Raw genomic sequence first — 24935 nt, 5'->3', positions numbered from 1 at the left:
AATTAAAGGAGAAAAAAATGGCGAATACGCTGGTAATAATGGAATCCCCGACAAAAACAAAGGCAGTTGAAAAGTATCTTGGTGATGGTTATTTAGTGTTATCTTCGGAAGGACACATTCGAAATTTGTCAACAAAGGGTGAATATGGTCTTGGTGTTGATATTGAAACTTTTGAACCAACTTACAAGATGGAACGTGGGAAAAAAGAACTGGTAAAAAAATTAAAACAAGAAGCGAAGGCTGCAGATTTAGTTGTTCTGGCAACAGACCCCGATCGTGAAGGAGAGGCAATTGCATATCATTTAAATGAAGTGTTAAATTGTAATGAGAAATCACGTCGTGTTCGTTTCAATGAAATTACAAAAGATGCTGTTTTAGAAGCTTTTAATCATCAGAGTGATATTGATATGAATTTAGTAAAATCGCAAGAAGCACGGCGAATTCTTGATCGTTTTATTGGCTTTCGTTTAAGTAAATTATTGCAAAAAAAGATTAAGTCAAAATCGGCGGGACGAGTTCAATCTGTTGCGTTAAAATTAGTTGTAGAGCGAGAAAAAGAATGGCAGAATTTTGTTCCAGAAGAATATTGAACTGTAGAAGGACTATATAAAAAAGCGGTTGTTAAATTAACTAAATTTAATGATGAAAAAATTGACTTAAAAGTGGAAGCTGATGTTTTAAAAGTTAAAAAAGCATTAAAAAAGGATTTTGTTGTTGTTCAAATTAAGGAAACAGAAAAACAACGAAAATCTCCTAATCCACATACAACATCAACAATGTTACAAGAAGCAAGTAGTAAATTGGGATTTGCTTCAAATAAGACTTCTTTAATTGCACAGCAACTATACGAAGGAATTAAGGTAAAAGATAATATTACTGGATTTATTAGTTATCCTCGAACAGACTCAATTCGATTAAGTGATAAATTTATTCAAGATGCATTTGATTATATTACTATTAAATTTGGCGAAAAATATTTAGGGGAAGTTAAAACACCAGCTAAAAATAAAAAAAATGTGCAGGATGCCCATGAAGCAATTCGACCAACTGATTTAACGATGACCCCTGATGCAGCAAAAGAATATTTAAGTCGTGATCAATTACGCTTATATAAAATTATTTATAATCGTGCTCTTGCTAGTTTAATGGCTAATGCGAAATTACTAAGCAAAGCAATTATTTTAGATAACAATAATTATGAATTTCGAATGACTGGAAGCACAATCCAATTTGATGGTTTTTTAAAATGCTCAGCATTAGATGATGATGAGGAAATTGCTAAATTGCCGGCGTTAAAACCAAACCAAGTTATTAACTTAAATGAACTATTTGGAATTCAACACTTTACAAAACCACCAAGTCGTTATTCTGAGGCAAAATTAATTAAGACATTAGAAGAAATTGGTGTTGGACGTCCATCAACTTATGCTCCAATTATGCGAACTTTAAAAGATCGTGGTTATATTATTGTAGAAAATAAAGCTATTAAAGCTACTGAAAAAGGCATTTTAACAAGTGATAAATTGCAAGAGTACTTTAATGATATTATTAATGAAACATATACTTCAACAATTGAAGAAAGTTTGGATATTATTGCGCATGGTGAAGCAGAGCCTAAACCATTATTAAAAGAATTTTGAGAACGATTTGAACCACGAATTGAAGCAGCAATGGAATTAATGGAAGAAATTCCGGTTGAAAAAGCGGGGATTGAATGTCCTGAATGTGGTCGTGATTTAGTATATCGTTATGGAAAATACGGTAAATTTATTGCCTGTTCTGGTTTTCCCAAATGTCGTTACATTCACCAAACGGGTCCTAAGTTTGGTCCATGTCCTGAATGCGGAATTGGGGAAATTATTTTAAAATTTAATAAACGTCGTCAACGTTTTAAGGCATGTACTAATTATCCAAATTGTCATTATACTGATTCTTATAAGGAAGAGAAAGCTGACCAAGATGGTAATATTGGAGATAGTAATGAAAATAATGGATTGTATCGCATTAATTTATTAAAATAATGTAATATAATCCTTTTTCTATAAAGTCAAAAAATATTTTCTGATTTAGAAAATGATTTTCATAGTTATAGCGGTATAATTGATACAGTTTTAGAAAGGGGATGCGATTAATTATTATGTATGATAAAGGAAGTAAAGTTATTGCTAAAATAACAAACATTACACCATTTGGTGCTTTTTGTGAGCTTAAAAACGCTGCAGGATTAATCCACATTAGTGAATTTTCTGATTTCTTTGTAAGAGATATTAAAGAATTTGTTAATGTTGGGGACAATGTTGAAGTAGAAGTACTTGATTTTGACCCAGTTAAAAAACAAGTTAAATTAAGTTACAAAAACTGTCGACCTGAATTGTTGAAAAAGAACAATAGTCAAATTCAAGAAACAGGAGCAGGTTTTCAACCTTTGCGCGAAAAAGTTACTTCATTAACAAGTAAATAAAACGTTTATATTTTATAAACAAAGGGATTTTTAGATAGAAAGCAGGCAATATTATTCAAATGATCAAAGTAAATTTTACTAATGCATTAAGTGAAGCTGTTTTCGAAAAGTATTTAGGACAAGTTAAAGATATTCACCATATGATTCATGATAAAACTGGCCTAGGAAGTGATTTTTTAGGTTGAGTTGATTGACCAAATACTTATGATCAGGCAGAACTTGCGACAATGAAACAAACAGCAAAACAATTAGCTAGTGAAATTGATGTTTTATTAGTAATTGGAATTGGTGGGAGTTATCTTGGTGCTCGTGCTGCCATTGAAATGATTAATGGGTTATATAGTCAACAAAAAGTTCAAGTAATTTATCTTGGAAATACAATGTCTTCAACTTATACAGCACAAGTTTTACAATATCTTCAAAATAAGAAATTTGGAATTTGTGTTGTTTCTAAATCAGGAACAACAACAGAACCAGCGATTGCATTTCGTCTGTGTAAGGAGCTTTTGGAAAAAAAAGAAGGGTTTTTAAAAGCGGCAAAATTAATTGTTGCCATTACTGATAAGCACAAAGGTGCGTTAAAAACATTAGCTGATGAAGCAGGATATCAAACCTTTGTCATTCCTGATGATATTGGAGGAAGGTATTCGGTTTTAACTCCGGTTGGAGTTTTTGCAATGCTCGTAAGTGGCATTGACATTGATAATGTTTTGAAGGGAGCACAACAAGCTTACCAAGACACTTTAATTGATGATTTAACTAATCATGCCTATAAATATGCTGTTGGGCGTTATATTTTGTATCACGAAAAAAAATATAAAGCTGAAATGCTCGTAAGTTATGAGCTACAAATGCAGATGATTACTGAATGATGGAAACAATTATTCGGAGAATCAGAAGGAAAAGATTCAAAAGGATTACTACCTTTATCATGTATTTTTTCAACAGATTTACATTCTCTTGGTCAATTTATTCAAGAAGGAACTAAAAACATCTTATTTGAAACAGTTATTGAAATTAAAAAACCACAATTAGATCTTACTTTAACCAAAGCAGAGCAAGATCTTGACGGTTTAAACTATCTAGCAGGAAAAACATTGCATGAGGTCAATACAATTGCAATCCAAGGTGTTATTGCCGCTCACACCAAAGTGGGACATGTTCCTAATATTATTTTGGAATTTGAGTCAATGGATGACAAAATGTTTGGTTATTTATCATATTGATTTATGAAAGCTTGTGCAATGTCAGCTTATTTATTAAAAATAAATCCGTTTGATCAACCTGGTGTTGAAATCTATAAAAAAAATATGTTTGATTTGCTAGGAAAAGATTCGAAATAACAAAATAAAAAAATATTGAAATTCAATATTTTTTTATTTTTTAAAGTTGTTTTTAAATTATAAACCAGCTTTTTGTATTTTATAAACTTGTTTTAAAATTATTTTGCGTGGTAAATGTCGTGCTAAAAAAGCATTAACTTTATTTTTATTACCGATTAAGACAATGTCTTTTTTTGTCTGATTAATTTTTTTAAAAGCAATTTTAGTAAATTTAGTAACACTCATACTGCCAGGGGGCAGTTTTTTGCTTTGATAGTTGGCGGTAGTTCAAAAATCAGTTGCAATTGGACCCGGACATAATGTAATAACTTTTAATTTAGCCTTTTGTTGCTGTAGTTCAAAATTTATAGCACAACTAAAATTTAAAACATAGCTCTTTGAGGCAAAATAAGTAGCGTGTAATGGTCCTGGTTGAAAGGCAGCGGTCGAAGCTAGATTTATAATTCTTTTTTCAGTGGTAGTTTTATGATATTTTAAATAAAAGTATTTAGTCATAAATTGTAAACTTTTAATATTTAAATCAATTAAGTTTAGTTCATCATCAATATTAGTTGTATCAAACATTCCAAAAACACTAACACCAGCATTGTTGATCATAATATCAAAATCAATTTTGTTAAGTTCAGAAATTAAATTTCTGTTTGTTGCAATTTGGGTTAAATCACAATTAAATGTTTGTAAATAAGTTGTTAGGTTTTGTTCTTTTGCTCATGATGCAATTGGAGTTGTATTTCGTGCTACACAAAAAACATTAATATGATTTGTTAAGTATTGTTTTGTTAATTCAAAGCCAATTCCCTTGCTTGCCCCTGAAATAAAGACATTTTTAATGTTATTTAATTTCATTTTAGTATCTCCTTTATTATTATTTTTTTAGTTGTTCAATTTGTTTTAAAAAGGTAGAAGAAATTTCAGTTAAGCCATAATCAGCAACAAAAAAGATTGTTTCAAGGTTTTCGTTCAATTTTTTATTAGCAAAGGCTAATTCCATTTCATATTTTAAATCATTATTATTACGTAATCCGCGAATAATATAGTTAACTTCTAATTTTCTTGCAAAATCACTAGTTAACATTTGATCATTAATAACAACTTCAATGTCGGGATTAATTTTTTGACATAGCGCAATAACTTTTGCTGCTCGAATGTTAATGTCTGTTTGTCCTGTTTTTTCTAAGTTATTGGTCACAACAACATATAATTTTGAAAAAAGAACACTGGCCTTTTTAATAATATTAAGATGCCCATCGTGAATAGGGTCAAAACTACCCGGAAATATTGCTTTCAATGTTATTTTCACATCCTTTTTAATGCTTTTATTATTTTAACTGAAAAAATGTGCTATTATAATAGTAATAAGATATTTTTTTAATTATTTATGTATTTTTTTAATACTAATGTATAATAATTAAGATTACATTTATTTAATTTAAAAAAACAATGTAAAAAAACATTTAAATAATGAAATGTAAATGTGTACTAAATAAAGAAAGAATAGAAAGAAGTAGATTTTAATTTATGGCAAAAATTAGTTTTTTCGCTCTTGGTGGCCTAGATGAGCGAGGTAAGAATTTATACTGTATCGAAGTAGAACAAGATATTTTTATTTTTGATGCAGGAACAAAAAATCCAGAACGGGGAATTTTAGGAATTGATGTAGTAATTTCAAATTTTGATTATTTAAAAGAAAATCGTGCCCGAGTTAAGGGGATTTTTATTACAAAACCATCTGATGAATCTTCAGAAGCAATAACTTATATGTTAAAAGAATTAGCAGTCCCAGTTTATGGAAGTGATTTAGCATGTAATATTTTAAAATTCCATTTGCAACGTTTTAAAGTACGTGGAAAAGAAGAATGTTTTAATATTATTAATGCAAAAGATGTGCTTGATTTTGGAGTTTGTCAAGTTGAAGCTTTTTCAACAACAACAAATATGCCAAATAGTTTTGGTTTTGCATTGCATACGCCAGATGGAACAATTATTTATACGGGTGATTATATTTTTGATGCCAAAGCTGATCCAAACTTTGCAACTGATTTACAACACTTAAATCAAATTATTACTAAAAATAAGGTGTTATTATTTTTATCTGAAGCTTCAACTGCATCACGACGCGATTATACAGCACCAAATCATAAAATTAAGAATTATATTGAACGAGCAGTGAAAGAAGCAGAGGGGCGGATTATTTTAGCTTGTTTTGACCAAGATTTGCATAAAATTAGTGAGCTTTTTGATTTAGTACGAGAAAATAATATTTCAGTTGGGATTTATGGTCAAACTTTATTAGAATCATTAAAAGTGTTATCAGATAGTAATAAATTAAATTTTAATGGAATTAATATGAAAGGTTTACAAGAAGCTGTTAAAGAAGAAAAATCATTAATTATTGTAACTGGTAGTGGTGAGCGTTTATATAGTCGTTTAATTAAAATTGCTTCTGGTAATGATGATATTTTAGATATTAAAGAAAGCGATATGATTATTTTAGCAACTCCACCAAATCCAGGAAGTGAATTAAACCATGCTAATGTTTTAGATGAATTAGCACGAACTGTTGCAAAAACAATTGCTTTATCAGATAAAAAAGTTTGAACAATGACGGCAAGTTATGAAGATGTTAAGTTAATGAGTTCAATTATTAAACCAAAATATTTTATTCCGGTTAAGGGATTATATAAAGATTTTGTTCAAGCAAAAACTGCGGCGATTGAAGCTGGAATTGATCCAGAGCATATTTTTATTGTTGATAATGGTGATGGTGTTGAATTTGTTGACGGGGAATATACAAAAACAACAAGTAAGGTAAAAACAGCAGATTTATATGTTGATGGAATTGGTGTTGGTGATATTGGTGCTGTTGTTTTAAATGAGCGAAAACAATTGGCAACGGATGGTGTTGTTATTATTGGGGTTTCAATTGATGGTAAAACGAAAGAATTGGTTTCTTTAATTGATACGCAAATGCGAGGTGTAATTTATATTCAAGAAAACAATGATATTTTCCGTAAGATGCAAAAAGTAATTATTGATATTATTGAAAAACATTATAAAAAAGCTGTTGCTGGTGAAATGTATGATGTTAATGATGTGAAAAATGAAATTAGATCAACAATTAGTTCATTTGTTAAAACAGAGACAGGAAAAACACCAATTATTTTAGCAATTGTGAATGAAATTTAATTTTATGATATATTTATAGTAGATAAATATTTGAAAACTTTTAAATGTATGGTCATATTTAAAGTAATTCTTAAATATTTAGAATTTTAGGAGGGCTGCACCATGAAAAAGAAATCTTATGATGATCACCTTTTAAATGATCATAATGAGAACACTGCAATCTTAAAAGTTGAAAAAAAACAACGTCGCAATGATTCAATCGGGTGAGTAATTGGCGCATTATTAGTTACTTTTTTTACGATTCTTGCGGTGGGCCGAATTACTTTAATTGGGCAATTTTTAGATGACATTTTATTTACTTTTGCCTTTGGTTGATTTAAGTATTTACTATATTTAGTGTGCTTAGTCTTGGGGGTAACTATTTTTATTGGTGTACGGATTAAATTAAAACGTCGTGTATGCTGAATGATTATTCTTTTTGTGCTTTTATCATGTTGGTTGGTAAGCAGTGTATTATTGATTTACCAATATGCTAATGGTCAAATTGCCTTTTTTAATAAGACTGTTTTTTTAGATGTTATTAATAATTATTTACAACATTGACAAGACGCTTCGATTTTTAATTCTAATCCAAGTCATCCAATTACTTTTATTGGTTTCAATGGAGCTTGAATTACTTTATATGCTGGTGGGGGAATTATTGGTAATTTTTTGGCGGGAATTTTTAGTTATACAACAATTTTTGGATCACTAATTTTTTGCTTATTAGCCTTTTTATTATGAGGCAGTTGAGTCGCAACTGGAACCGTTTGGGGCGTATTTTTGCCAAAAGCACAGCGTCAACAACAAGGGTTACGAGTTCTAAGATTATCAGCTAATCGTCGCCAAAAACAGAATATTTACCAATCATTTAATATTCCTGATGAGGAATTGTTTTCAGCTCGGCAAGTAATGCATACAACAGAAGCATCAGATATTACAATTCAAATGCCATCTTATACAGCCTTACATGATCAACGGTTGATTGATGATTTAATTGCCGATGATTTTGTTGGAAAGAAAAAAAATAAGCAAAACTATGTTCGTTTTGATGACCAAGAAGTAATGCAGTCAGGAATGCATCCGGATAAATTTAATGATTATAATCCAATGCCATCACCACGTGTCCCAAAGGCCGCCCCGCCAACCCCAGACCAATATATTCAACCACGTAATCGTCAAAATAATAATTATCTTAATAAGAAGATTGAGGACCTTCCAGTTTATAGTTCTGCTTATGGGAAAGATGTTAATATTGATGCTGCTCGTGATAAATTAAATTCTGAAACAAATATTACACCGTTTGGAAAAATTAATCGCAACCTTAATCCAAGTAGTGTTAAGCAAACCTCATTTTATGATGACCAGATTCAAGGTGAAGACTTTAATACATCAGGACAACAAGATTATGAACAATATGAGCCCGTTGTGCTTAATGATGATGGGATTTATCATCGTCAAGGTAATCAACCGATTTTTAATGAGCAAGACTCTTATCAGTCAGAGTATTATCCCTCTTATGAACCACCATTAATGAGTGGAAATACTTTTAGTATGCCTCCTCAACAACAACGTCGTGTGGCAAAACCAAAAACAATTGAAGTTAATAAAAAACTGAGTCAGACAACATCGCGTCGTAGTAGTTTTAACAATCCCCATTATAAATTACCAAACTTAGGTTTGTTAAGTCCAAAAGAAGATAATCGTCGTAATAATGACCGTAATAAAATTTCTGCCCAGAAAAAAGCGGTTAAAATTAATGAAGTTTTTCAGCAGTTTAATATCGCTGCTAGTGTGCAAGGGGTTAATATTGGTCCAACAATTACTAAGTTTGAAGTTCAAATGCAACCGGGTGTTAAAGTTAATAAAATTATGAATTTAGAAAATGATTTAAAATATGCGTTAGCAACGCAGAATGTTCGAATTGAAGCACCAATTCAAGGGAAGTCAGCAGTTGGAATTGAAATTGCAAATGAAATTAGTAACAAAGTGACTTTACGTGAAATTATGGAACGTGTTCCATTAGAAAAACAAAATAAAAAATTGTTAGTGGGAATTGGTCGTAGTGTTAATGGAGAAATTATTTTTGTTGAATTAGATAAAATGCCCCATTTATTAGTTGCGGGGTCAACGGGAAGTGGAAAATCAGTATGTATTAATACTATTTTATCATCGTTATTATTACGAACAAAACCGTCAGAAGTTAAATTATTATTAATTGATCCAAAACAAGTTGAGTTGGCGGTTTATAATAATTTACCTCATTTATTAGCACCAGTTATTTCTGATACGAAATTTGCAAATGCGGCTTTAAAAAAAGTTATTGCGGAAATGGAACGTCGTTATAGTATGTTATCAGAACGTGGAGTAAGAAACATTGAAACATTTAATAACAAAGTCCCACCAAGGGAACGTTTACCATACATTGTTGTTGTGATTGATGAATTAGCAGATTTAATGATGACAGCGGGAAAAGATATTGAAGACTCAATTATGCGAATTACTCAATTAGCCCGAGCAGCTGGGATTCATATGGTGATTGCGACCCAACGTCCGTCAACAGATGTTATTACGGGGGTAATTAAAACAAATATTCCATCGCGAATTTCTTTTTCAGTTGCTTCTGCGATTGATTCGCGAACAATTTTAGACCAAGGAGGCGCTGAAAAATTAATTGGTTATGGTGATATGTTATATGCTCCAGCTGGGCAAAATATTCCAACTCGTGCTCAAGGTGCCTTTATTTCAGATGATGAAATCCAACGGTTAGTTGAATTTTGTCACGCGCAACAAGAACCTGATTTTGATGAAGAATTCTTAAATATGGAGAATTCTAATGATGCTGGTGGTGGACATGAAGGAGAAGACATTGACCCCATGTATAATGAAATTAAGCGTTTTGTAATCTTAAACCAGAAGGCATCAACATCATTAATTCAACGTAAATTTTCAATTGGTTATAATCGAGCAAGTCGGTTAATTGATGCTTTAGAGGACAATGGGGTAATTGGGCCACAAAATGGGGCTAAACCACGTGATGTTTATATTCAAAACATTGATTTAGATGATAATGACTTTAATAATGGTGGACAGTGGTAATTGCTTTTGTGAAAAATAATTTTTTTATTGTGTATTTATAATTTTTATATATAATTAAATATGGAATTGGAAAGATAAAATTTCAATTAATATTTAAAAATATTAATATATAATTAAACTATTATGTAATATTAACATTAAGGATGAGAAGAGATGGCAAAAAAAGTAAAAAAAACAAATTCAAAATTAGAGAAACTAAATGATATTTCATTAAAATTAACTGATGTTGAATTTCGCTACCGTGAAAATCATCCTAATGCCGTGGATGGAGTTAGTTTTGAAGTCAAACATGGTGAATATGTGACGATTATTGGTCATAATGGGAGTGGCAAATCAACAATTAGTAAGATTATTATTGGTGTTTTACGTCCCCAAAAAGGAAAAGTTGAAGTTTTTGGAAATGAAATTCATTCATCAACCTTGACTGGAATTCGTAAGTTTTTGGGAATTGTTTTTCAAAATCCAGATAATCAATTTATTGGGTCAACTGTTCGTGATGATATTGCTTTTGGGTTAGAAAATCGTCAAATCGCTCAAAAAGATATGCAAGCAATTATTGACAAAGCTGCGGCAAAAGTAGGAATGAGTAATTTTCTTGATCATGAACCATTAATGTTGTCAGGAGGACAAAAACAGCGGGTGGCGATTGCTTCAGCATTAGCGTTAGCGCCAGATATTATTATTTTTGATGAAGCAACAAGTATGTTAGATCCCAAGGGTCGTAAAGAAATTAAACAAATTATGGTTGACTTAAAAGAATCGCGTGAAAAAACAATTATTTCCATTACCCATGATATGGATGAAATCTTAAATGCCGATAAAGTTATTGTAATGAACAAAGGACAGATGGTTAAATGTGGTAAACCACATGAGATTTTGTATGATGAGGAATTTTTAAAATCAATTCATTTAGATGTGCCTTTTGTTTCGCGTGTAATTGATAGTTTACGTTTACACGGGTTAAATGTTAAAAATACGCTAGACCTTAGAGAGTTGGTGGATGAAATATGTCAAAAGTAAAAAAGAAAATTAAAGTTGAGGCTTTACAAAACATTGATATTACATTTACGGATGTCTCTTATGTTTATGCACCAAAAACACCATATGAATATAAGTCATTACAAGATATTAATTTAGTTATTAAATCAGGGAAAATTACGGCCATTATTGGCTCAACGGGAAGTGGAAAATCAACTTTAATTCAGCATATTAATGGTTTATTAATTCCAACAACGGGGGTTGTTGATGCAAATGGTTTTATTATTAAAGCAAAGCAAAAACGGATTAGAAATATTAAGCAATTACGAAAATCAATTGGTTTAGTCTTTCAGTTTCCTGAATACCAGTTATTTGAAGAAACAATTGAGAAAGATATTATGTTTGGTCCCGTTCATTTGGGAGAAAGTAAAGAAGTTGCGCGAGAAAATGCAAAGAAATACTTAACAATGGTTGGTTTACCATTAAACTATTTAGAACGTTCACCGTTTGATTTATCGGGAGGGCAAAAACGAAGAGTTGCCATCGCTGGGATTTTAGCAATGGAAGGAAATACTTTAATTTTAGATGAACCAACGGCCGGATTAGATCCTGAAGGAGAAGAAGATTTTATTAAGTTATTCCATCGGATTAATCAAGAACAAAATAAACGAATTATTTTAGTTACTCATAATATGGATCATGTTTTAGAAATTGCTGATGAAGTTGTTGCCTTAAAGGATGGGAAAATTATTAAGATTGGAACTCCGTTTGAAATTTTTAAAGACAAAGATTTGTTACAAACACTTTTAATTGAACCACCAAAGATTTATAATTTAATTTATCAATTAAAAGAAAAAGGATTTGATTTAACAGATGCTAATATTCGTAATATTGATGAATTAGCAAAAGAAATTATTCAACGTAAAGGACAAAAAAGAAAGGGATAGAAAAGATGCGCTTATCATTTGGACGTTATATTGCCTATAATTCCGTTGTCCACCGGATGGATCCACGGGTAAAACTATTTATGTTGTTATCATTAATGGTATCAATCTTTTTTTCAACGGGATTTACTGGTTATGCAATTCTAGGGTTAACCATCTTTACGTTGTTCTTTTTAGCAAAATTACCACCACGTTTGTTAGTATCGTTATTAAAACCAATCTTATTTATGTTTGTTGTTTTATTATTAATTAACTGTTTTTTAGTAACTGACGGTTATATTGGTTGACATTGAGGTGGAAAAGCAACGGCAACTGGTCCTTCCGCACCTGGGGGAAAGAGTTGATTTGCCTTTTCTGAAAAAGCTGTTTTTAACGCGTTATATATGGCTTCTCGGATTTATTTAATGATTTTAATTACAACAATTTTAACAGCAACAACACAACCATTAGATTTAACATTAGCATTAGAAGATTTATTAAGTCCTTTAAAATTAGTTCGTTTTCCTGTTCATATTTTATCAACAATTATTTCAATTGCATTGCGTATGATTCCAACATTAATCGAAGAGGCGGGACGGATTATGAAGGCCCAAGCTTCGCGAGGGGTAGATTTTCGGAATGGACATTTTAAAGATAAAATTAAGTCAACAACAGCTCTAATTATTCCATTATTAGTATCAGCTTTTCAAAAAGCAGAAGATTTAGCTTATGCAATGGATGCTCGTGGTTATGACCCACATGCTAAAAGAACACGCTATCGTCATTATCGTGTCCATTTTCCTGATATTTTATTATTTATTTTTGGGGTTGGAATTGCAAGTATTATTATTGCCCAATCAGTTACGATGGGACAATATCAAACTTTTTACGAGGTTTGATATTGAGGCACAAATGGATGAACATTTGGTAAAATTCCAACAGGATTTTTACAAATTCGCATTCCTCATATTGATAATTTTGTTTTAGGATGATAATGTTATCATTATTATTAACACTTGAATACGATGGTTATGATTATAGTGGTTGAGTTAAACAGAAAAATGCTAAAACAATTCAAGGTGAATTGGAAAAAGCATTTTTTGACATTTGCCAGCAACCAATTTGAACATTAGGAGCTAGTAAAACTGATGCTGGTGTTCATGCTTGTGATCAAAAAGTCTTAGTTAAGATTCCTTTTCAACCACGAAACGTGGCGTTTTTTATTAAAACAATTAGTAAAAGTTTGCCAATCAATATTAATATTAAAGGTTATCAAGTAGTTGCTGAGAACTTTAGTGTGCGCACAACAAAATTAAAAGAGTATGTTTATACGATTAATGATCACGCTTATGATTTGTTTAATCATCGGCATGAATTAAAAGTTGATGAATTGTTGAATATTAAAAAATTGCAGCAAATTAGTCAAGTGTTTGTTGGTGAACATAACTTTGCTTATTTTTCAGGAGTAAAAGTAGGTGAAGAAATTACTACTTGTCGCACAATTAATAAAATTTATGTTAAGCGGAACAAAGCAAAAAAAATTGAGTTCCATTTCATTGCAAAAGGGTTCATTCGCTATCAAATTCGAATGCTAACACAGAATATTTTAGCGTGCTACTGGGGTAAAATTAGTTTAGAACAATTACAAAATAATTTAAAACATCCCCCAGTTGGCCAAACAACAAAATATTGTGCAAAGCCGTATGGTTTATGTTTAAAAAAAATTAAGTATTAGAGAAAGATAATTTTTATCTTTCTTTTTATTTTAATAATTTTAAATTTATGAAATAATAATATTAGTAGATTGCAAATTTATTTATTTAGGAAGAGGTTATAAATGAACATACAAGAGATTAAAGAACGTGTTGTAGCAAGAAGTAAAAATAGTTTAGCAAATTTTGTGGATTTAAAACGCCAATCTTTTAGAGTTATTGATTTGTTTGAAATTAAAAATTATTTAGGAAATCAAAACTTATTTCAAGAATTACTAATGAAAGGAAATGTATCATTAAATTTTTTAAATAAGAATACTGATTTAAAGCCTAATTTATCAATTTTAACAGATTATGAAACAGATAAAATTTATGAAAAAAATAATAAAATAGATGTTAATGATGATATTAATGAATATATTCGTTGAAGAAAAAATGAATTATATAATAAATTACTTAAATTAAGTAGAACTAATGCTGAGTCGCTTCGAGAAACGGGAATTTCACATTTGAAAATTGGGTTTCCTTTTGTATCAGGGACATATTATGATGAAAACAATAAATTAGATTATTACCGGGGACCATTATTCTTTTTTAATGTTATGGTTGAACAGTTAAGTAATAAATTTGTTATCAATTGAGATCAAACTATTAATCCAAATATTAATTTATTAAGCAGATTAGGATATTTTTTAAAGATAGATTTAACAAAAGAGATTGAAGAACTTGAAAATGATGAAAATGACAATAGTTCAATTTTTGAAATTATTAAAAATAAATATGATTTAATGCTTAAAATTTTTCGTGAAAAATTAGGGATTGATTTTCCAAATTTAGAATTTACAGAAGAATTCGAACTTATGAAATTTCCGTTTAAGTCGGAGTCATTAACAACATTAAAACGGAAAGGAGAAAATATTGTTACAACTTTAGCCTTTAGTGCTTTAATTGGATTTTATAAAACTGAAAGTGCAGAATTAATTCATGATTTAGATAATTGAGAAAATTCAGAAGAATATTTTAATGAATTAGAAAACCAATTAAGTAATAGGGATTCTGTTGATAAAAATTATAATCCAATTAAAGCAATGGGCGAAATTGTTCAAATTTCAGAATTAGATTTTTCGCAAAAATTAGCGATTTCATCAGCTTTAAAAAAGAACCTTGTTATTAATGGCCCACCTGGAACAGGAAAATCACAGACGATTGTTAATTTGTTAATTAATATTTTAAGTAATAGTAAAAAAGCTCTTTTTTGTGCCGAAAAAAGAGTTGCAACAGAAGTTGTTTATAATAGACTAAAACATTTTCAGACCTTTGCTTTATTAATTTATGATTTAAAAAATGATAAAAAATTGTTTATTAATCAATTACGAAAAAGTTTTTCTTCTTTAATAATGTGAAGTTCACAATCAGTTAAACCAACAATAGATATTTCAGCAAAAATTAGTAATTTATTAAACAAGATTAGTAATTTTCATGATGTTTTAGCAACTGCTGATGCACAAATGTATATTAATGATTTAACAAAATATAGTGGTAAAGTTTCAGATGAAATTGTTACTAAAGTAAAAGATTATAAAATTTTTAGCAATATTTTATTAAATAATTTTGATGAACAATATCAAGAAATTAAAACATATTTTCAAGCAAGTGATTATTATGATTATCTTTTAGCAAAAAGCAAGATTGTTAAAAATTTTACAAGTTTTAAAAAAATAGTAAATTTTAATTGGAATGCTGTTACAGACAGAGAGTTAGTTATTGTTCAATACTATTTAACAAATAAATTAAGAAATAAAGTTAGTTTTTGAAATAAAAGAAAAGTAAAAAAATATTATAATAGTAATACGCTAAATTCAGAATTTTCATTATTTGATGAATTTATAAATGAATATCAATATCTGGGGAAAAATGAGTAAATAAGTATTCTACAAGTTTTGATAATGAAATAAAAGATACTCGTAATCTTTTAAAAATTAATAAACTTAATTTAGAACATCTATTAAAATGTATTGGTTTAAAAAAATTTGAACCTAATTATTTAGATGTTTTTAAATTAGAAGAAATGGATTGAAAAGTTGAATATAAAAAATTAATTAAAGAAAAACAGGAACTAGATTTAAAAAATTTACATATAAAATTTGCAAAACATGCAATATTTAACATTGAAATTTTAAGTCAGGAATATCCAAAATTGTATGCAAAATTTAGAAATTTAATAGAAAATAGTAAAAGATTACCAACACTTAAAAAAATTATGGAGACATATAAAGTCTTTATTTCTGAAATTTTTCCAATTATTATTTCTTCAATTGAAGGTGGAATAACACTATTTCCAAATAAAAAAGGAAGTATTGACTATGTGATTTTTGATGAAGCATCACAAATCTTTTTAGAACGAGGTATTAGTTTAATGAATCGTGGTCAAAAAGTTATTGTGGCAGGGGATGGCAAACAATTACAACCATCAAATTTTTTTATGAAAAATCTTGATGATTATGATGATGAAGAAGATGATATTGATGAATTTAAAGCTAGTGAGTATTCATCACTACTAGAATTTGCGACTATTTTCTTTGCAAAAGAAATGTTGAATTATCATTATCGTTCAGAAAACCGTGAGTTAATTGAATTTTCTAATAAAATATTTTATGAAGGAAAACTAATAGTTTGTGAAAAACCTCATAATAAACAAAATGCAATTGAAGTTCGGAATGTTGATGGAAAATGAATTAATCAAACGAATGAAGTTGAAGCAAATGCTGTTGTGCAAGAGGTCCTTCATATTTTAGATAATAGAAAAAACAATGAGACAATCGGAGTTGTTGCTTTTAATAAAAATCAGGCAAATTTAATTTTGGATAAATTAGAAAAAATAAATGATCCATTAGTTGAATGAGAAATGAGTGGTAAATCAGATATTAATAAATGTCTATTTGTGAAAAATCTTGAAGAAGTGCAAGGAGATGAAAGAGATATTATTATCTTTTCAGTTGCGTTTGCAAAAGATAATGTTACAGGTCGTTTGAAACGAAACTTTGGTCCTATTAATAAAGCAAATGGTGAAAATCGAATTAATGTTGCGGTTTCGCGAGCTATTAAAAAAATTATTGTTGTAAAATCAATTAATGGCTCTGATTTTGGTTATGATATTTCAAATCTAAAAGAAGGTGCAAAAGTATTTGCTGATTATATTAATTATGTTGATTATTTGCAATCATCCAAGTTAGATGATGAGATTTTTCAATCAATTTGAAGTAAATATCTGATAGAATATGACAATGAGAATCATTATCAACAAATGGATAGTATTTTAGAAGAAGAAATTTATACTCAGTTGAAGCTTCATTTAAACACAGAAAGATTTGAAATCATTCCCCAAGTGAAACAATCTGGTTTTCGGATTGATTTGGGAATTAAGGATAAAACAACGAATAGTTTTGTGTTAGCAATTGAGTGTGATGGCCATGCATATCATTCTAAACCAATGGATCGGGCTCGAGATATTTGGCGACAATCAATTTTAGAAAGTAATGATTGAAAATTTGAACGAATTTCATCGTTACAATGGTGAAAAGGAAATCAAAAGAAAGTAATTAATCGAGTTTTAAAAAGAATAGAGGAGTTAACTTAAATTTAGAATAATTAATTTTTAGTTTTTAAAGCAATAATCTATTAATAAAAAAATAAATATGATACTATATATTATTTACTTTTTTTTATGCTATAATATACTTAATAAAGTATGGGTAGAAGATAGGGTAAATGAGGTGTAGTAATGAATAATGGCTTTTATATCTTACCAAATGAAGAAGGATATTTAGTGAAGTCACATGATACCAACAGTGAAATTGCATTATTTAGAAGTCGACGTGATGCTGAAGTGTTTATTAGTACACTAATGTTGTCACCACCAATTTCAGCAACAAATAGTTATCCAGCAGTATCAACAGTACCACAATATTCAACACCGCCACAACAAGTTGTTACCCCGTATCCTGCCACTAGTGGTGCTTCGCCACAAGTCTTTTTTATTCAACAACCAGCGCCAATGCAACAATCAGCACCGGCACCAGCGCCATATCCGTATTATCCAATGATGCCACCAGTCCCACCAATGGGAATGTACCCAGGAATGTATCATGGAATGTATCCAAACAACTGATCACAAAATAGTTGTGGGGGAGGATGTGCTTGTGGTCATGGTGGTTATAATGAACATCCAGAAGAAGAATATCATAGAAAAGATTCTTCGGAAAAAAAGTATCAGGGCAGTAGGAGAGATGATGATTTAAAAAAGAATGATGTTGAAGATAATGATCATCAACAAAGCAAGCAGGGATTTAATGCCGAAAATAATGGGCTAAAAACAGCAACGGTTGTTGCCAATGTTAATGATGTTAAATCTGAACATCAATCTGCACCGTTGCAAACAGAGCAGGCAGGAACAGTTGCACCTATTACTGTACAAGAACAATATAATGCTGTTCCGGCAGTTACTGCAGATAAACCATTGTTAGAACAACAAGGAACTGAGTCACCTGTTGGCAATACACCAATACCTCAGACGTTTGTTCAACAAGGTTTACCTTCAGAACAACAACCAAATCAAAATCAAACTACATCAGGAAATCCAGAATATTATGAACAAGCTTTTGTTACAAATCCAGTTTTTGTAAATCAAAATGCATCACAACCACAAACACCAGTAAAACCAATTGATTTAAGTGATGATGATTTCTTTAGTTTTATTAATGATGAAGATTTTAACCATCATCCAGAAATGTCAAAGAAAGAAACAAAACGGTTAGCAAAAGAGGAATTAAAAGCAGCAAAGTTGCAAGCTAAGTTAGAAAAACAAACTCGTAAAAAAACAAATCGTGACAATGTTAATGATATTGAAGACTTAGAACCAATTGTAAAATAAGAAGTGATTTAAATTACTTCTTTTTTAATTTCAATAGTATCTTAACATTTTTAATTAAATCAGAGGAGGACTTTCAAAATTGTTTTTATTATTTTTTTAAAATATTTTGGTTTTATAGTTGTTTTTTAAATAAAATTAATGTTATAATGATTTAGGTTTTCGGGCTATAGCTCAGCTGGTTAGAGCGCACCCCTGATAAGGGTGAGGTCGATGGTTCAAGTCCATTTAGCCCGACCATTTTTTATCTAATTTTGGGCCCGTAGCTCAGCTGGGAGAGCACCTGCCTTGCACGCAGGGGGTCGACGGTTCGATCCCGTTCGGGTCCACCATTTCAAGTATATTTAATTTAAAAAATAAACAATAAATAAAACATATCAAGATTCCAATTGATATGTTTTTTAATTTGTAAAAAATTGCTTTTATGGGAAAATAGTTAATAAGCAATTGGGGTTCTTTTAAAAGTTTTACGAGCAAGCCCTTTAATTAATTCTGTTTTTTTGTTATAATATATATAATGTAGAAGTAAAAGATATAATCAGGGGTGAAGTATGTCAATTTTTGATAAAAATGAAAATGAAAGATATGCGTATTTTTTAACAAATTTTAAAGAAATTTTATCTGATTGGTCAGTGATGGTCAATGATCAATTTATTAAGTCATCATTAGATAATTCGTCAACTAAATTATTTGGAATGAATGTTGATAAAGCAATTATTTTTTTTAACATTAATTTGGAAATAAATAGCACCTTACGCGAATTAGGAATTATCAAAGAAAGTTATAGTATTGATTTAATTAATGATTTAGAATTAGACTTAAATAAGAAACCAGAACAGAAAAAAGAGCAAAAAAATTATGATGTAATTTACAATCAAATTGATACTTTTTTTGTTGAAGATTCAGAATTGTTAAAGTTTTGTGAATATAGTTTAAATGTTGTTAATTTATCAACCCAAACCGATGGTCCAACTATTAATGCTTTAAATAATTATAAGTCACTTGCTTTTGATAGTTACCCAACTAAAATTCATGAATTGTTAGATTGATTTGGAATTGAAGTTGTTGACACAATTAGTAATGGTTACAAAGTTAAACGTTTTGGGGTAAAAGAAAATCATTTAGGTAGTAACAGAAAGTTAAGAAGAAAACCAGGGTTTACGTCAAAACAATCATTTGATAATGATAATGATGAAGAAAGAATTAATAAGGAAGCAATCTTTACGGAGTATTTTGCTAATAATGGTGATATTAGTGCAAAGTTAACGGTGTTGAATAAATTACTACCATTGTTGGAAGAGAAACGAGCAGAAATTAAGGAATTTAATCCTAAGTTAGAATATGATATTTTTAGTTTTTTACAACATACAAAATATCGTAATTCATTAACATACCAAGAAGATCCTGATGCAGAAAAACGCTTAGATAAGGTTTTTAAAAAAGCGGTTTTGTGTTTATATTTATTAGATATTGGTTAAAAACGAATTGTCTTATTCGTTTTTTATTATCCTTTTTTAAAATGATAAAAGAGGTCTTTTTTTAAGATAGTTTTCCTATATAATGGATAATAGGTGATTATGATGAAAGTTATTTTAATTAAAGATGTTAAAGGAAAAGGCAAAATTAATGATGTTATTGAAGTTTCGGATGGTTATGCTAAAAATTATTTAATCAAAGAAGGATTTGCGATTCCAACAACGCCAGCTAACTTAGCAAGGTTAAATACTGTTTTGTCTGAACAAGAAGCGCAAGCAGCAGTTACTAAAGCAACATTAGAAGAATTAAAAGCAGCTTTAGAACAATTGACATTAAATTTTAAATTAAAAGTTCATGATAATAAAATTTTTGGTTCAATCTCATTAACTCAAATTGAAGACCGCTTAGCAAAAGAATTTAATTTAAAAGTTGATAAGAAGAAATTTATTGATAATAATAATTTAACAAGTTTTGGGTTACACTATTTAAAAATTAAATTGGCCCCTAATTTAGTTGCAACTTTGAAAGTAATGGTTGATAAAAAGGAGAGTTAGGTAATGGATAACTTAAGTAAAAAAGAGTTAAATAAAATTAATGTTATTAATGATGCGGAAAAAAATGTTTTGGCAATTATTGCTCATTCAATTGCTGCCGCAGAAGAAGTTTTTTCAATTTTAACAGAAGAAGATTTTACAGTAATGAATTATAAAGTTATCTTTAAAGCGTTACAAGAACAATTTTTGGCAAAAGTAGCTATTAATATTACGATATTAAGTAATTACATGTTAAAAAATAATATGTTAAATAAAATTGGAGGGATTGAATTCTTAACAGATTTATTTCAGTCATATACTACTGATGCAAATTTGCCAGAGTATTTAGATATTATTATTAAAAACACTACTTCACGTCGTTTAAAAGCAGTTCTTGAAAATATTCATCGTGAAATTGAAACTCATCAACCAATTGATGAAGTTGTTAGTAAAGCAGAAAAAGAGATTTTAGATGTAAAAAAAGAACGAAAAGGAAACTTATTTAAAACATCATTTGATGAAGTTGATAAGGTTTTACAAAAAATTGAATTATTAGAAAACTCTGGTGAAATGTTAACAGGTAGTCCAAGTGGTTTTCGCGATTTGGATCGAATGACATCAGGTTTTCAAAAAGGTGATTTTATTATTTTAGCAGCTCGACCATCAATGGGGAAAACAGCACTAGCTTTAAATTTTGCAGTTAAATCAGCGGCACAATCAAAAAAAGCGGTTGCGATTTTTTCAGTTGAAATGCCCGCTGAACAATTAATTCAACGGATGATTGGGAGTTATTCAACCGTAGATTCAGCAAAAGTTCGTACCGGCAAAGGTTTACAAACACGTGATTGAGAAAATATTACGAAGGCTGCGGACTTTTTGAAACAGACTAAATTATTTATTGATGACACTCCTGGTTTAAAAGTTATTGAATTACAATCAAAACTTCGAAAATTATGTCGCGAAAATGAAGTTGGATTAGTTGTCATTGATTATTTACAATTATTAAGTACAGGAACACACTTTAGTGATTCACGTCAGCAAGAAGTTTCAACTATTTCGCGACAATTAAAAGCTTTAGCCCGAGAATTAGAAGTACCAATTATTTGTTTATCACAGTTATCACGGTCAGTTGAAAAACGAGAGGATAAACGACCAATTATGTCAGATTTACGGGACTCTGGAGCGATTGAACAAGATGCTGACATTATTATGTTTTTATTTCGGGAAGACTATTATGCGGCACATGATCCAAGTAACTTAGATACGCCACTGGAAACTGAAAAAGCACAATTAATTTTATCAAAACATCGAAATGGACCAACGGGGAGTGTTGAATTATTATTTGTAAAAAAACATGGTTCATTTGCTGATTATGGTTTGCAAAATTCTAAAATTTAGGTTAACATTTTAGATAGTAACAGATGCAGTTATATTAAATAAACGCTTAGGAAAAGAGGTCTAAAATGCGTAAATTATTATCACTTTTTACAGCAGCAACTTTAATTACAACAACGACAACGACAGTTGTGGCTTGTAATACAGCACCACAAGGAAATCCGGTGTCGGTTTTTGTGTACAATGGAACTCAAAAATTTAGTCATGCCCCAACTGTAACTGGAAAATCAGTTGATGGAATTGATGATGCGACAAAATCAGGAAAAGATGAAACAGGGGCTCCTTATGAATATAGTTTACAACAGGGAAGAATGGGTTTAATTAGTAATGTTATTGTTCCATTTTTAACTGGAGTGAATTTAACAAAAGACAATAGTAAAACAACAGGAAAAGGAGCAAACTGAACATCTGATCAAATTGCTGCAGGATTACAAGGACAGAAAGATAATATTATTTCAAATGCAAAGACAGATGGTAGTGATCCTTTTGACAATACAAAAAAAATTGACCAAAAAAAATTATGAACGGAATTTTTTACTAATTATTCAACTAGTTATGATTCATATTATACTCAAGTAGCATTACTTGCGAATGAAAATCAAAAGGTTCAAGATCCTAATAATAAAAATTTAGTGACAATGACTGGGAATGCCGAAAAAACATCAAATAAAGATTGAGTAAAAGAGCACACTTGATCTAATAGTAAGAAAGGAGTTTATACTCCACCATCATTAAAAACTTTATCGCCAGTTGCAACAATTTTAGATTGGTTGAATGATCCTAATAACAATTATAATAAAGGGTATAACCAAGTTGATGAAAACCGTGGTTATCAATCAGCGCGTTATATTGCTGTGACAATTCCAGATGTAACAATTCGCTTTGAATTCCAAGGAGAACATAAACGTTTTACTTTTTCAGCTACAATTGATAAATTAGTTGCTTATGCTAATTACTTGGTTTATAAAGACCCAAATAGTAGTACGGATAAACCAACATATGCGCACCAATGATTCTTTCTTAGTTATGGTTTTTATGATTTTAGTAAATTAACAAATGATGATTACCATGACTATAATTTTCAAATTCCAGGGCTTCCAATTGATCCAAGTATTAAGATTGCCTTAGGATATGTTAAACAAGGTGATAAAGATGGAACATTAACAACTGACGAAGATAAAAAAGTTGATAAAGAAGGACAGTTTCCATCATTATCACCAGATTATGCCTTCCCTGATTTAAAATGAAAAATTAATGTTGATTCAATAACAGATCAATACAATTAATGGATATTAAAATTTTAGCAGTTGGTTCGTTAGATAAACCCTTTTTAGTAACTGGTTGTGCAATGTTTTTAGAACGAACTAAACACTATGCCAAAATAGAGCTTATTGAAGTAAAAGAAATTACGAATAAAAATGAGCAAGTAGCAATTAATGAACAAACAACATTAGTTACAAAAAAACTTTTAGATTATCCCGATTATTACAAAGTATTATTAAATATTAATGGTCAACAATTAACAAGTGATAAAATTGCTGCTTTAATTGCAGATGTCAAACATTTTAAAAAGGCAAAGTTAATGTTTATTATTGGTGGTAGTCATGGTTTTAACACAGCAATACAAACTGAAGTAGCTTTTCAATTAAGTTTTGGAGCAATAACATTACCGCATCAATTATGTCGATTAATTTTATTAGAACAAATTTATCGTGGTTTTAAAATTATCAATAATGAAGTTTATCATAAATAAAAAAAGGATAAAAATGATTTTTATCCTTTTTTTATTTATGGGTCTTTTTTTTCGACTGTGTTCCTTGAGACATCATTTCAATTTTTCGTTTTCGGGCTAATTCAGAAAGACCAGTTGTATTTTTCTCTAATAATAGTTGTCGGTAATATGGACTATTTTTTTTCGCTAATTTAACAATTTTAACACGATCAGCAACAGTCATATTATTAACATCAATATAATCAGGATCATCTGTTTTAAAAGCCTGTTTTTTTAGCTGATTATTCTTTTTTTGCGCGTTTAATAAAATTTTATACATCGGATTATTTTTATCAATTATTTTTTTCTTATCAAGTTCGGGTTTTTTATTTGTCTTGCGGTATACTTCATGGGCTCGTGATGTTTTGCGCGCTAAATTATCAAGTTCAATTTTAATTCCTTGCGCTTTAAACTTTTGCAGTTTCTCATAACGCAAATCATGTTCAACAACTTTTGATTTTGCTCATATGATGGTTTTATCATCTTTTTTGTTTGCCATTTTTCTTCTCACCTTTTGTTACTTTTATACAATATTAATTATAACGAGATTAAAAAAAGAATAAAAGATAAGATAATATTTTTCTGTTGTCATATATTATAAAGAAGGTAGTACCCCTTAATTTCCGTACTTTTTAAAGAATTAATTTTATAAAAAATTTGGTTAATTTGTATTATTTTTTTAGAAAAATACTTGCATTATGAAATATTATCCAATAAAATAAACTAGCATGTATATTTTGTGGAAACATCTTTTGTGGTCTATCTTTGATACACTGATAGGCGTTGTCAATGTTTACACAAAAAATATAAATAAATTAGGAGGAAAAGTAATGGCTCAAACTAAAATGAGAATAAAATTAAAAGGTTATGATCACCGCGTGGTTGATCAATCAATTCAAAAAATCATTGAAGCAGCCCAAGCCGCAGGAGTAAAAGTTAAAGGACCAATTCCTTTACCAACTGATCGTGAAATCATTACTATTTTACGTGCAACTCATAAATACAAAGATTCAAGAGAACAATTTGAAATGAGAACACATAAAAGAATTATTGACATCATTAATCCTGATGGTCCAAAAGTAATTGATACTTTAAAACGTGTTCAATTACCAAGTGGTGTTGAAATTGAAATGAAATAAATAACCGTTCTTA

21 protein-coding genes and 2 tRNA genes are annotated in these 24935 nt (G+C 29.6%); 20 read left to right on the top strand and 3 right to left on the bottom strand.

Going from position 1 to position 24935, the window contains the following annotated elements:
- Window positions 1–17: 17 nt before the first annotated feature.
- The 3 genes from topA to E7Y35_RS03375 all read left to right on the top strand — a co-directional run bounded on the left by topA (window position 18) and on the right by E7Y35_RS03375 (window position 3804).
- Window positions 18–2021, top strand: a complete 2004-nt coding sequence (gene topA / locus E7Y35_RS03385; protein WP_283272940.1) for a type I DNA topoisomerase — start codon at window positions 18–20, stop codon at window positions 2019–2021.
- A gap of 101 nt (window positions 2022–2122) precedes the next feature.
- Window positions 2123–2461 (top strand): S1 RNA-binding domain-containing protein, encoded by a 339-nt coding sequence (locus E7Y35_RS03380; RefSeq protein WP_283272939.1) that lies wholly within the window; start codon window positions 2123–2125, stop codon window positions 2459–2461.
- A gap of 59 nt (window positions 2462–2520) precedes the next feature.
- A complete protein-coding gene (locus E7Y35_RS03375) occupies window positions 2521–3804 on the top strand; it encodes a glucose-6-phosphate isomerase (protein WP_283272938.1) in 1284 nt (427 codons plus the stop codon).
- Between the two features lie 57 nt (window positions 3805–3861).
- Here the strand turns inward: E7Y35_RS03375 and E7Y35_RS03370 are convergent, their stop codons facing one another.
- Window positions 3862–4650: an SDR family NAD(P)-dependent oxidoreductase gene (locus E7Y35_RS03370; protein WP_283272937.1), complete on the bottom strand. Its 789-nt coding sequence runs from the start codon at window positions 4648–4650 to the stop codon at window positions 3862–3864.
- Window positions 4651–4669: 19 nt separating this feature from the next.
- The gene (gene coaD / locus E7Y35_RS03365) at window positions 4670–5092 is read right to left on the bottom strand and encodes a pantetheine-phosphate adenylyltransferase (protein WP_283272936.1); all 423 of its coding nucleotides are present in this window, start codon (window positions 5090–5092) and stop codon (window positions 4670–4672) included.
- Between the two features lie 230 nt (window positions 5093–5322).
- Here coaD and E7Y35_RS03360 point away from each other — a divergent pair, with 230 nt between their 5' ends.
- The 16 genes from E7Y35_RS03360 (at window position 5323) to E7Y35_RS03285 (ending at window position 23765) form a co-directional block, all read left to right on the top strand.
- Complete coding sequence (locus tag E7Y35_RS03360; RefSeq protein WP_283272935.1) at window positions 5323–6990, top strand: ribonuclease J; 1668 nt, start codon at window positions 5323–5325, stop codon at window positions 6988–6990.
- 102 nt (window positions 6991–7092) lie between these two features.
- Entirely contained in the window at window positions 7093–10068 is a 2976-nt protein-coding gene (locus E7Y35_RS03355) for a DNA translocase FtsK (RefSeq protein WP_283272934.1), read from the top strand.
- Between the two features lie 153 nt (window positions 10069–10221).
- The gene (locus E7Y35_RS03350) at window positions 10222–11088 is read left to right on the top strand and encodes an energy-coupling factor transporter ATPase (protein ID WP_283272933.1); all 867 of its coding nucleotides are present in this window, start codon (window positions 10222–10224) and stop codon (window positions 11086–11088) included.
- Window positions 11076–11993 carry an energy-coupling factor transporter ATPase gene (locus E7Y35_RS03345; RefSeq protein WP_283272932.1) on the top strand — a complete coding sequence of 306 codons (918 nt, stop codon included), beginning with the start codon at window positions 11076–11078 and terminating at the stop codon, window positions 11991–11993. The genes E7Y35_RS03350 and E7Y35_RS03345 overlap by 13 nt, the downstream gene beginning before the upstream one ends.
- Before the next feature lie 5 nt (window positions 11994–11998).
- Window positions 11999–12964 carry an energy-coupling factor transporter transmembrane component T family protein gene (locus tag E7Y35_RS03340; RefSeq protein ID WP_283272931.1) on the top strand — a complete coding sequence of 322 codons (966 nt, stop codon included), beginning with the start codon at window positions 11999–12001 and terminating at the stop codon, window positions 12962–12964.
- Window positions 12964–13704: a tRNA pseudouridine synthase A gene (locus E7Y35_RS03335; protein WP_283272930.1), complete on the top strand. Its 741-nt coding sequence runs from the start codon at window positions 12964–12966 to the stop codon at window positions 13702–13704. The genes E7Y35_RS03340 and E7Y35_RS03335 overlap by 1 nt, the downstream gene beginning before the upstream one ends.
- A 102-nt stretch (window positions 13705–13806) precedes the next feature.
- Window positions 13807–15603, top strand: coding sequence for an AAA domain-containing protein (locus E7Y35_RS03330; protein ID WP_283272929.1), 1797 nt, complete (start codon window positions 13807–13809; stop codon window positions 15601–15603).
- 146 nt (window positions 15604–15749) lie between these two features.
- Window positions 15750–17318 carry a PDDEXK-like endonuclease domain-containing protein gene (locus tag E7Y35_RS03325; RefSeq protein ID WP_283272928.1) on the top strand — a complete coding sequence of 523 codons (1569 nt, stop codon included), beginning with the start codon at window positions 15750–15752 and terminating at the stop codon, window positions 17316–17318.
- A gap of 144 nt (window positions 17319–17462) precedes the next feature.
- Window positions 17463–18611: a hypothetical protein gene (locus E7Y35_RS03320; RefSeq protein ID WP_283272927.1), complete on the top strand. Its 1149-nt coding sequence runs from the start codon at window positions 17463–17465 to the stop codon at window positions 18609–18611.
- A 160-nt stretch (window positions 18612–18771) separates the two neighbouring features.
- Window positions 18772–18848, top strand: a tRNA-Ile gene (locus tag E7Y35_RS03315).
- 16 nt (window positions 18849–18864) lie between these two features.
- Window positions 18865–18940, top strand: a tRNA-Ala gene (locus E7Y35_RS03310).
- 219 nt (window positions 18941–19159) lie between these two features.
- The gene (locus E7Y35_RS03305; RefSeq protein WP_283272926.1) at window positions 19160–20086 is read left to right on the top strand and encodes a hypothetical protein; all 927 of its coding nucleotides are present in this window, start codon (window positions 19160–19162) and stop codon (window positions 20084–20086) included.
- A gap of 102 nt (window positions 20087–20188) precedes the next feature.
- Complete coding sequence (gene rplI, locus E7Y35_RS03300) at window positions 20189–20638, top strand: 50S ribosomal protein L9 (RefSeq protein ID WP_283272925.1); 450 nt, start codon at window positions 20189–20191, stop codon at window positions 20636–20638.
- A 3-nt stretch (window positions 20639–20641) separates the two neighbouring features.
- On the top strand, window positions 20642–22015 hold the full coding sequence (dnaB, locus tag E7Y35_RS03295; RefSeq protein ID WP_283272924.1) for a replicative DNA helicase: 1374 nt from the start codon (window positions 20642–20644) through the stop codon (window positions 22013–22015).
- A 65-nt stretch (window positions 22016–22080) separates the two neighbouring features.
- Window positions 22081–23298, top strand: a complete 1218-nt coding sequence (locus E7Y35_RS03290) for a lipoprotein (RefSeq protein ID WP_283272923.1) — start codon at window positions 22081–22083, stop codon at window positions 23296–23298.
- A complete protein-coding gene (locus E7Y35_RS03285) occupies window positions 23298–23765 on the top strand; it encodes a 23S rRNA (pseudouridine(1915)-N(3))-methyltransferase RlmH (RefSeq protein ID WP_283272922.1) in 468 nt (155 codons plus the stop codon). The genes E7Y35_RS03290 and E7Y35_RS03285 overlap by 1 nt, the downstream gene beginning before the upstream one ends.
- A 31-nt stretch (window positions 23766–23796) precedes the next feature.
- On the opposite strand, the gene E7Y35_RS03280 is transcribed toward E7Y35_RS03285, so the two are convergent.
- Entirely contained in the window at window positions 23797–24282 is a 486-nt protein-coding gene (locus E7Y35_RS03280; RefSeq protein WP_283272921.1) for a hypothetical protein, read from the bottom strand.
- A gap of 331 nt (window positions 24283–24613) precedes the next feature.
- Between E7Y35_RS03280 and rpsJ the strand changes: the two genes are divergently transcribed.
- A complete protein-coding gene (gene rpsJ, locus E7Y35_RS03275; RefSeq protein WP_040092918.1) occupies window positions 24614–24922 on the top strand; it encodes a 30S ribosomal protein S10 in 309 nt (102 codons plus the stop codon).
- The last annotated feature ends 13 nt before the right edge of the window (window positions 24923–24935 follow it).

Origin of the sequence: Spiroplasma sp. SV19 (assembly GCF_030060925.1) — a bacterium.
GTDB lineage: Bacteria > Bacillota_I > Bacilli_A > Mycoplasmatales > Mycoplasmataceae > Spiroplasma.
Note: the sequence above shows the minus strand (reverse complement) of the source record. Positions and strands in the feature narration are given on the sequence as shown.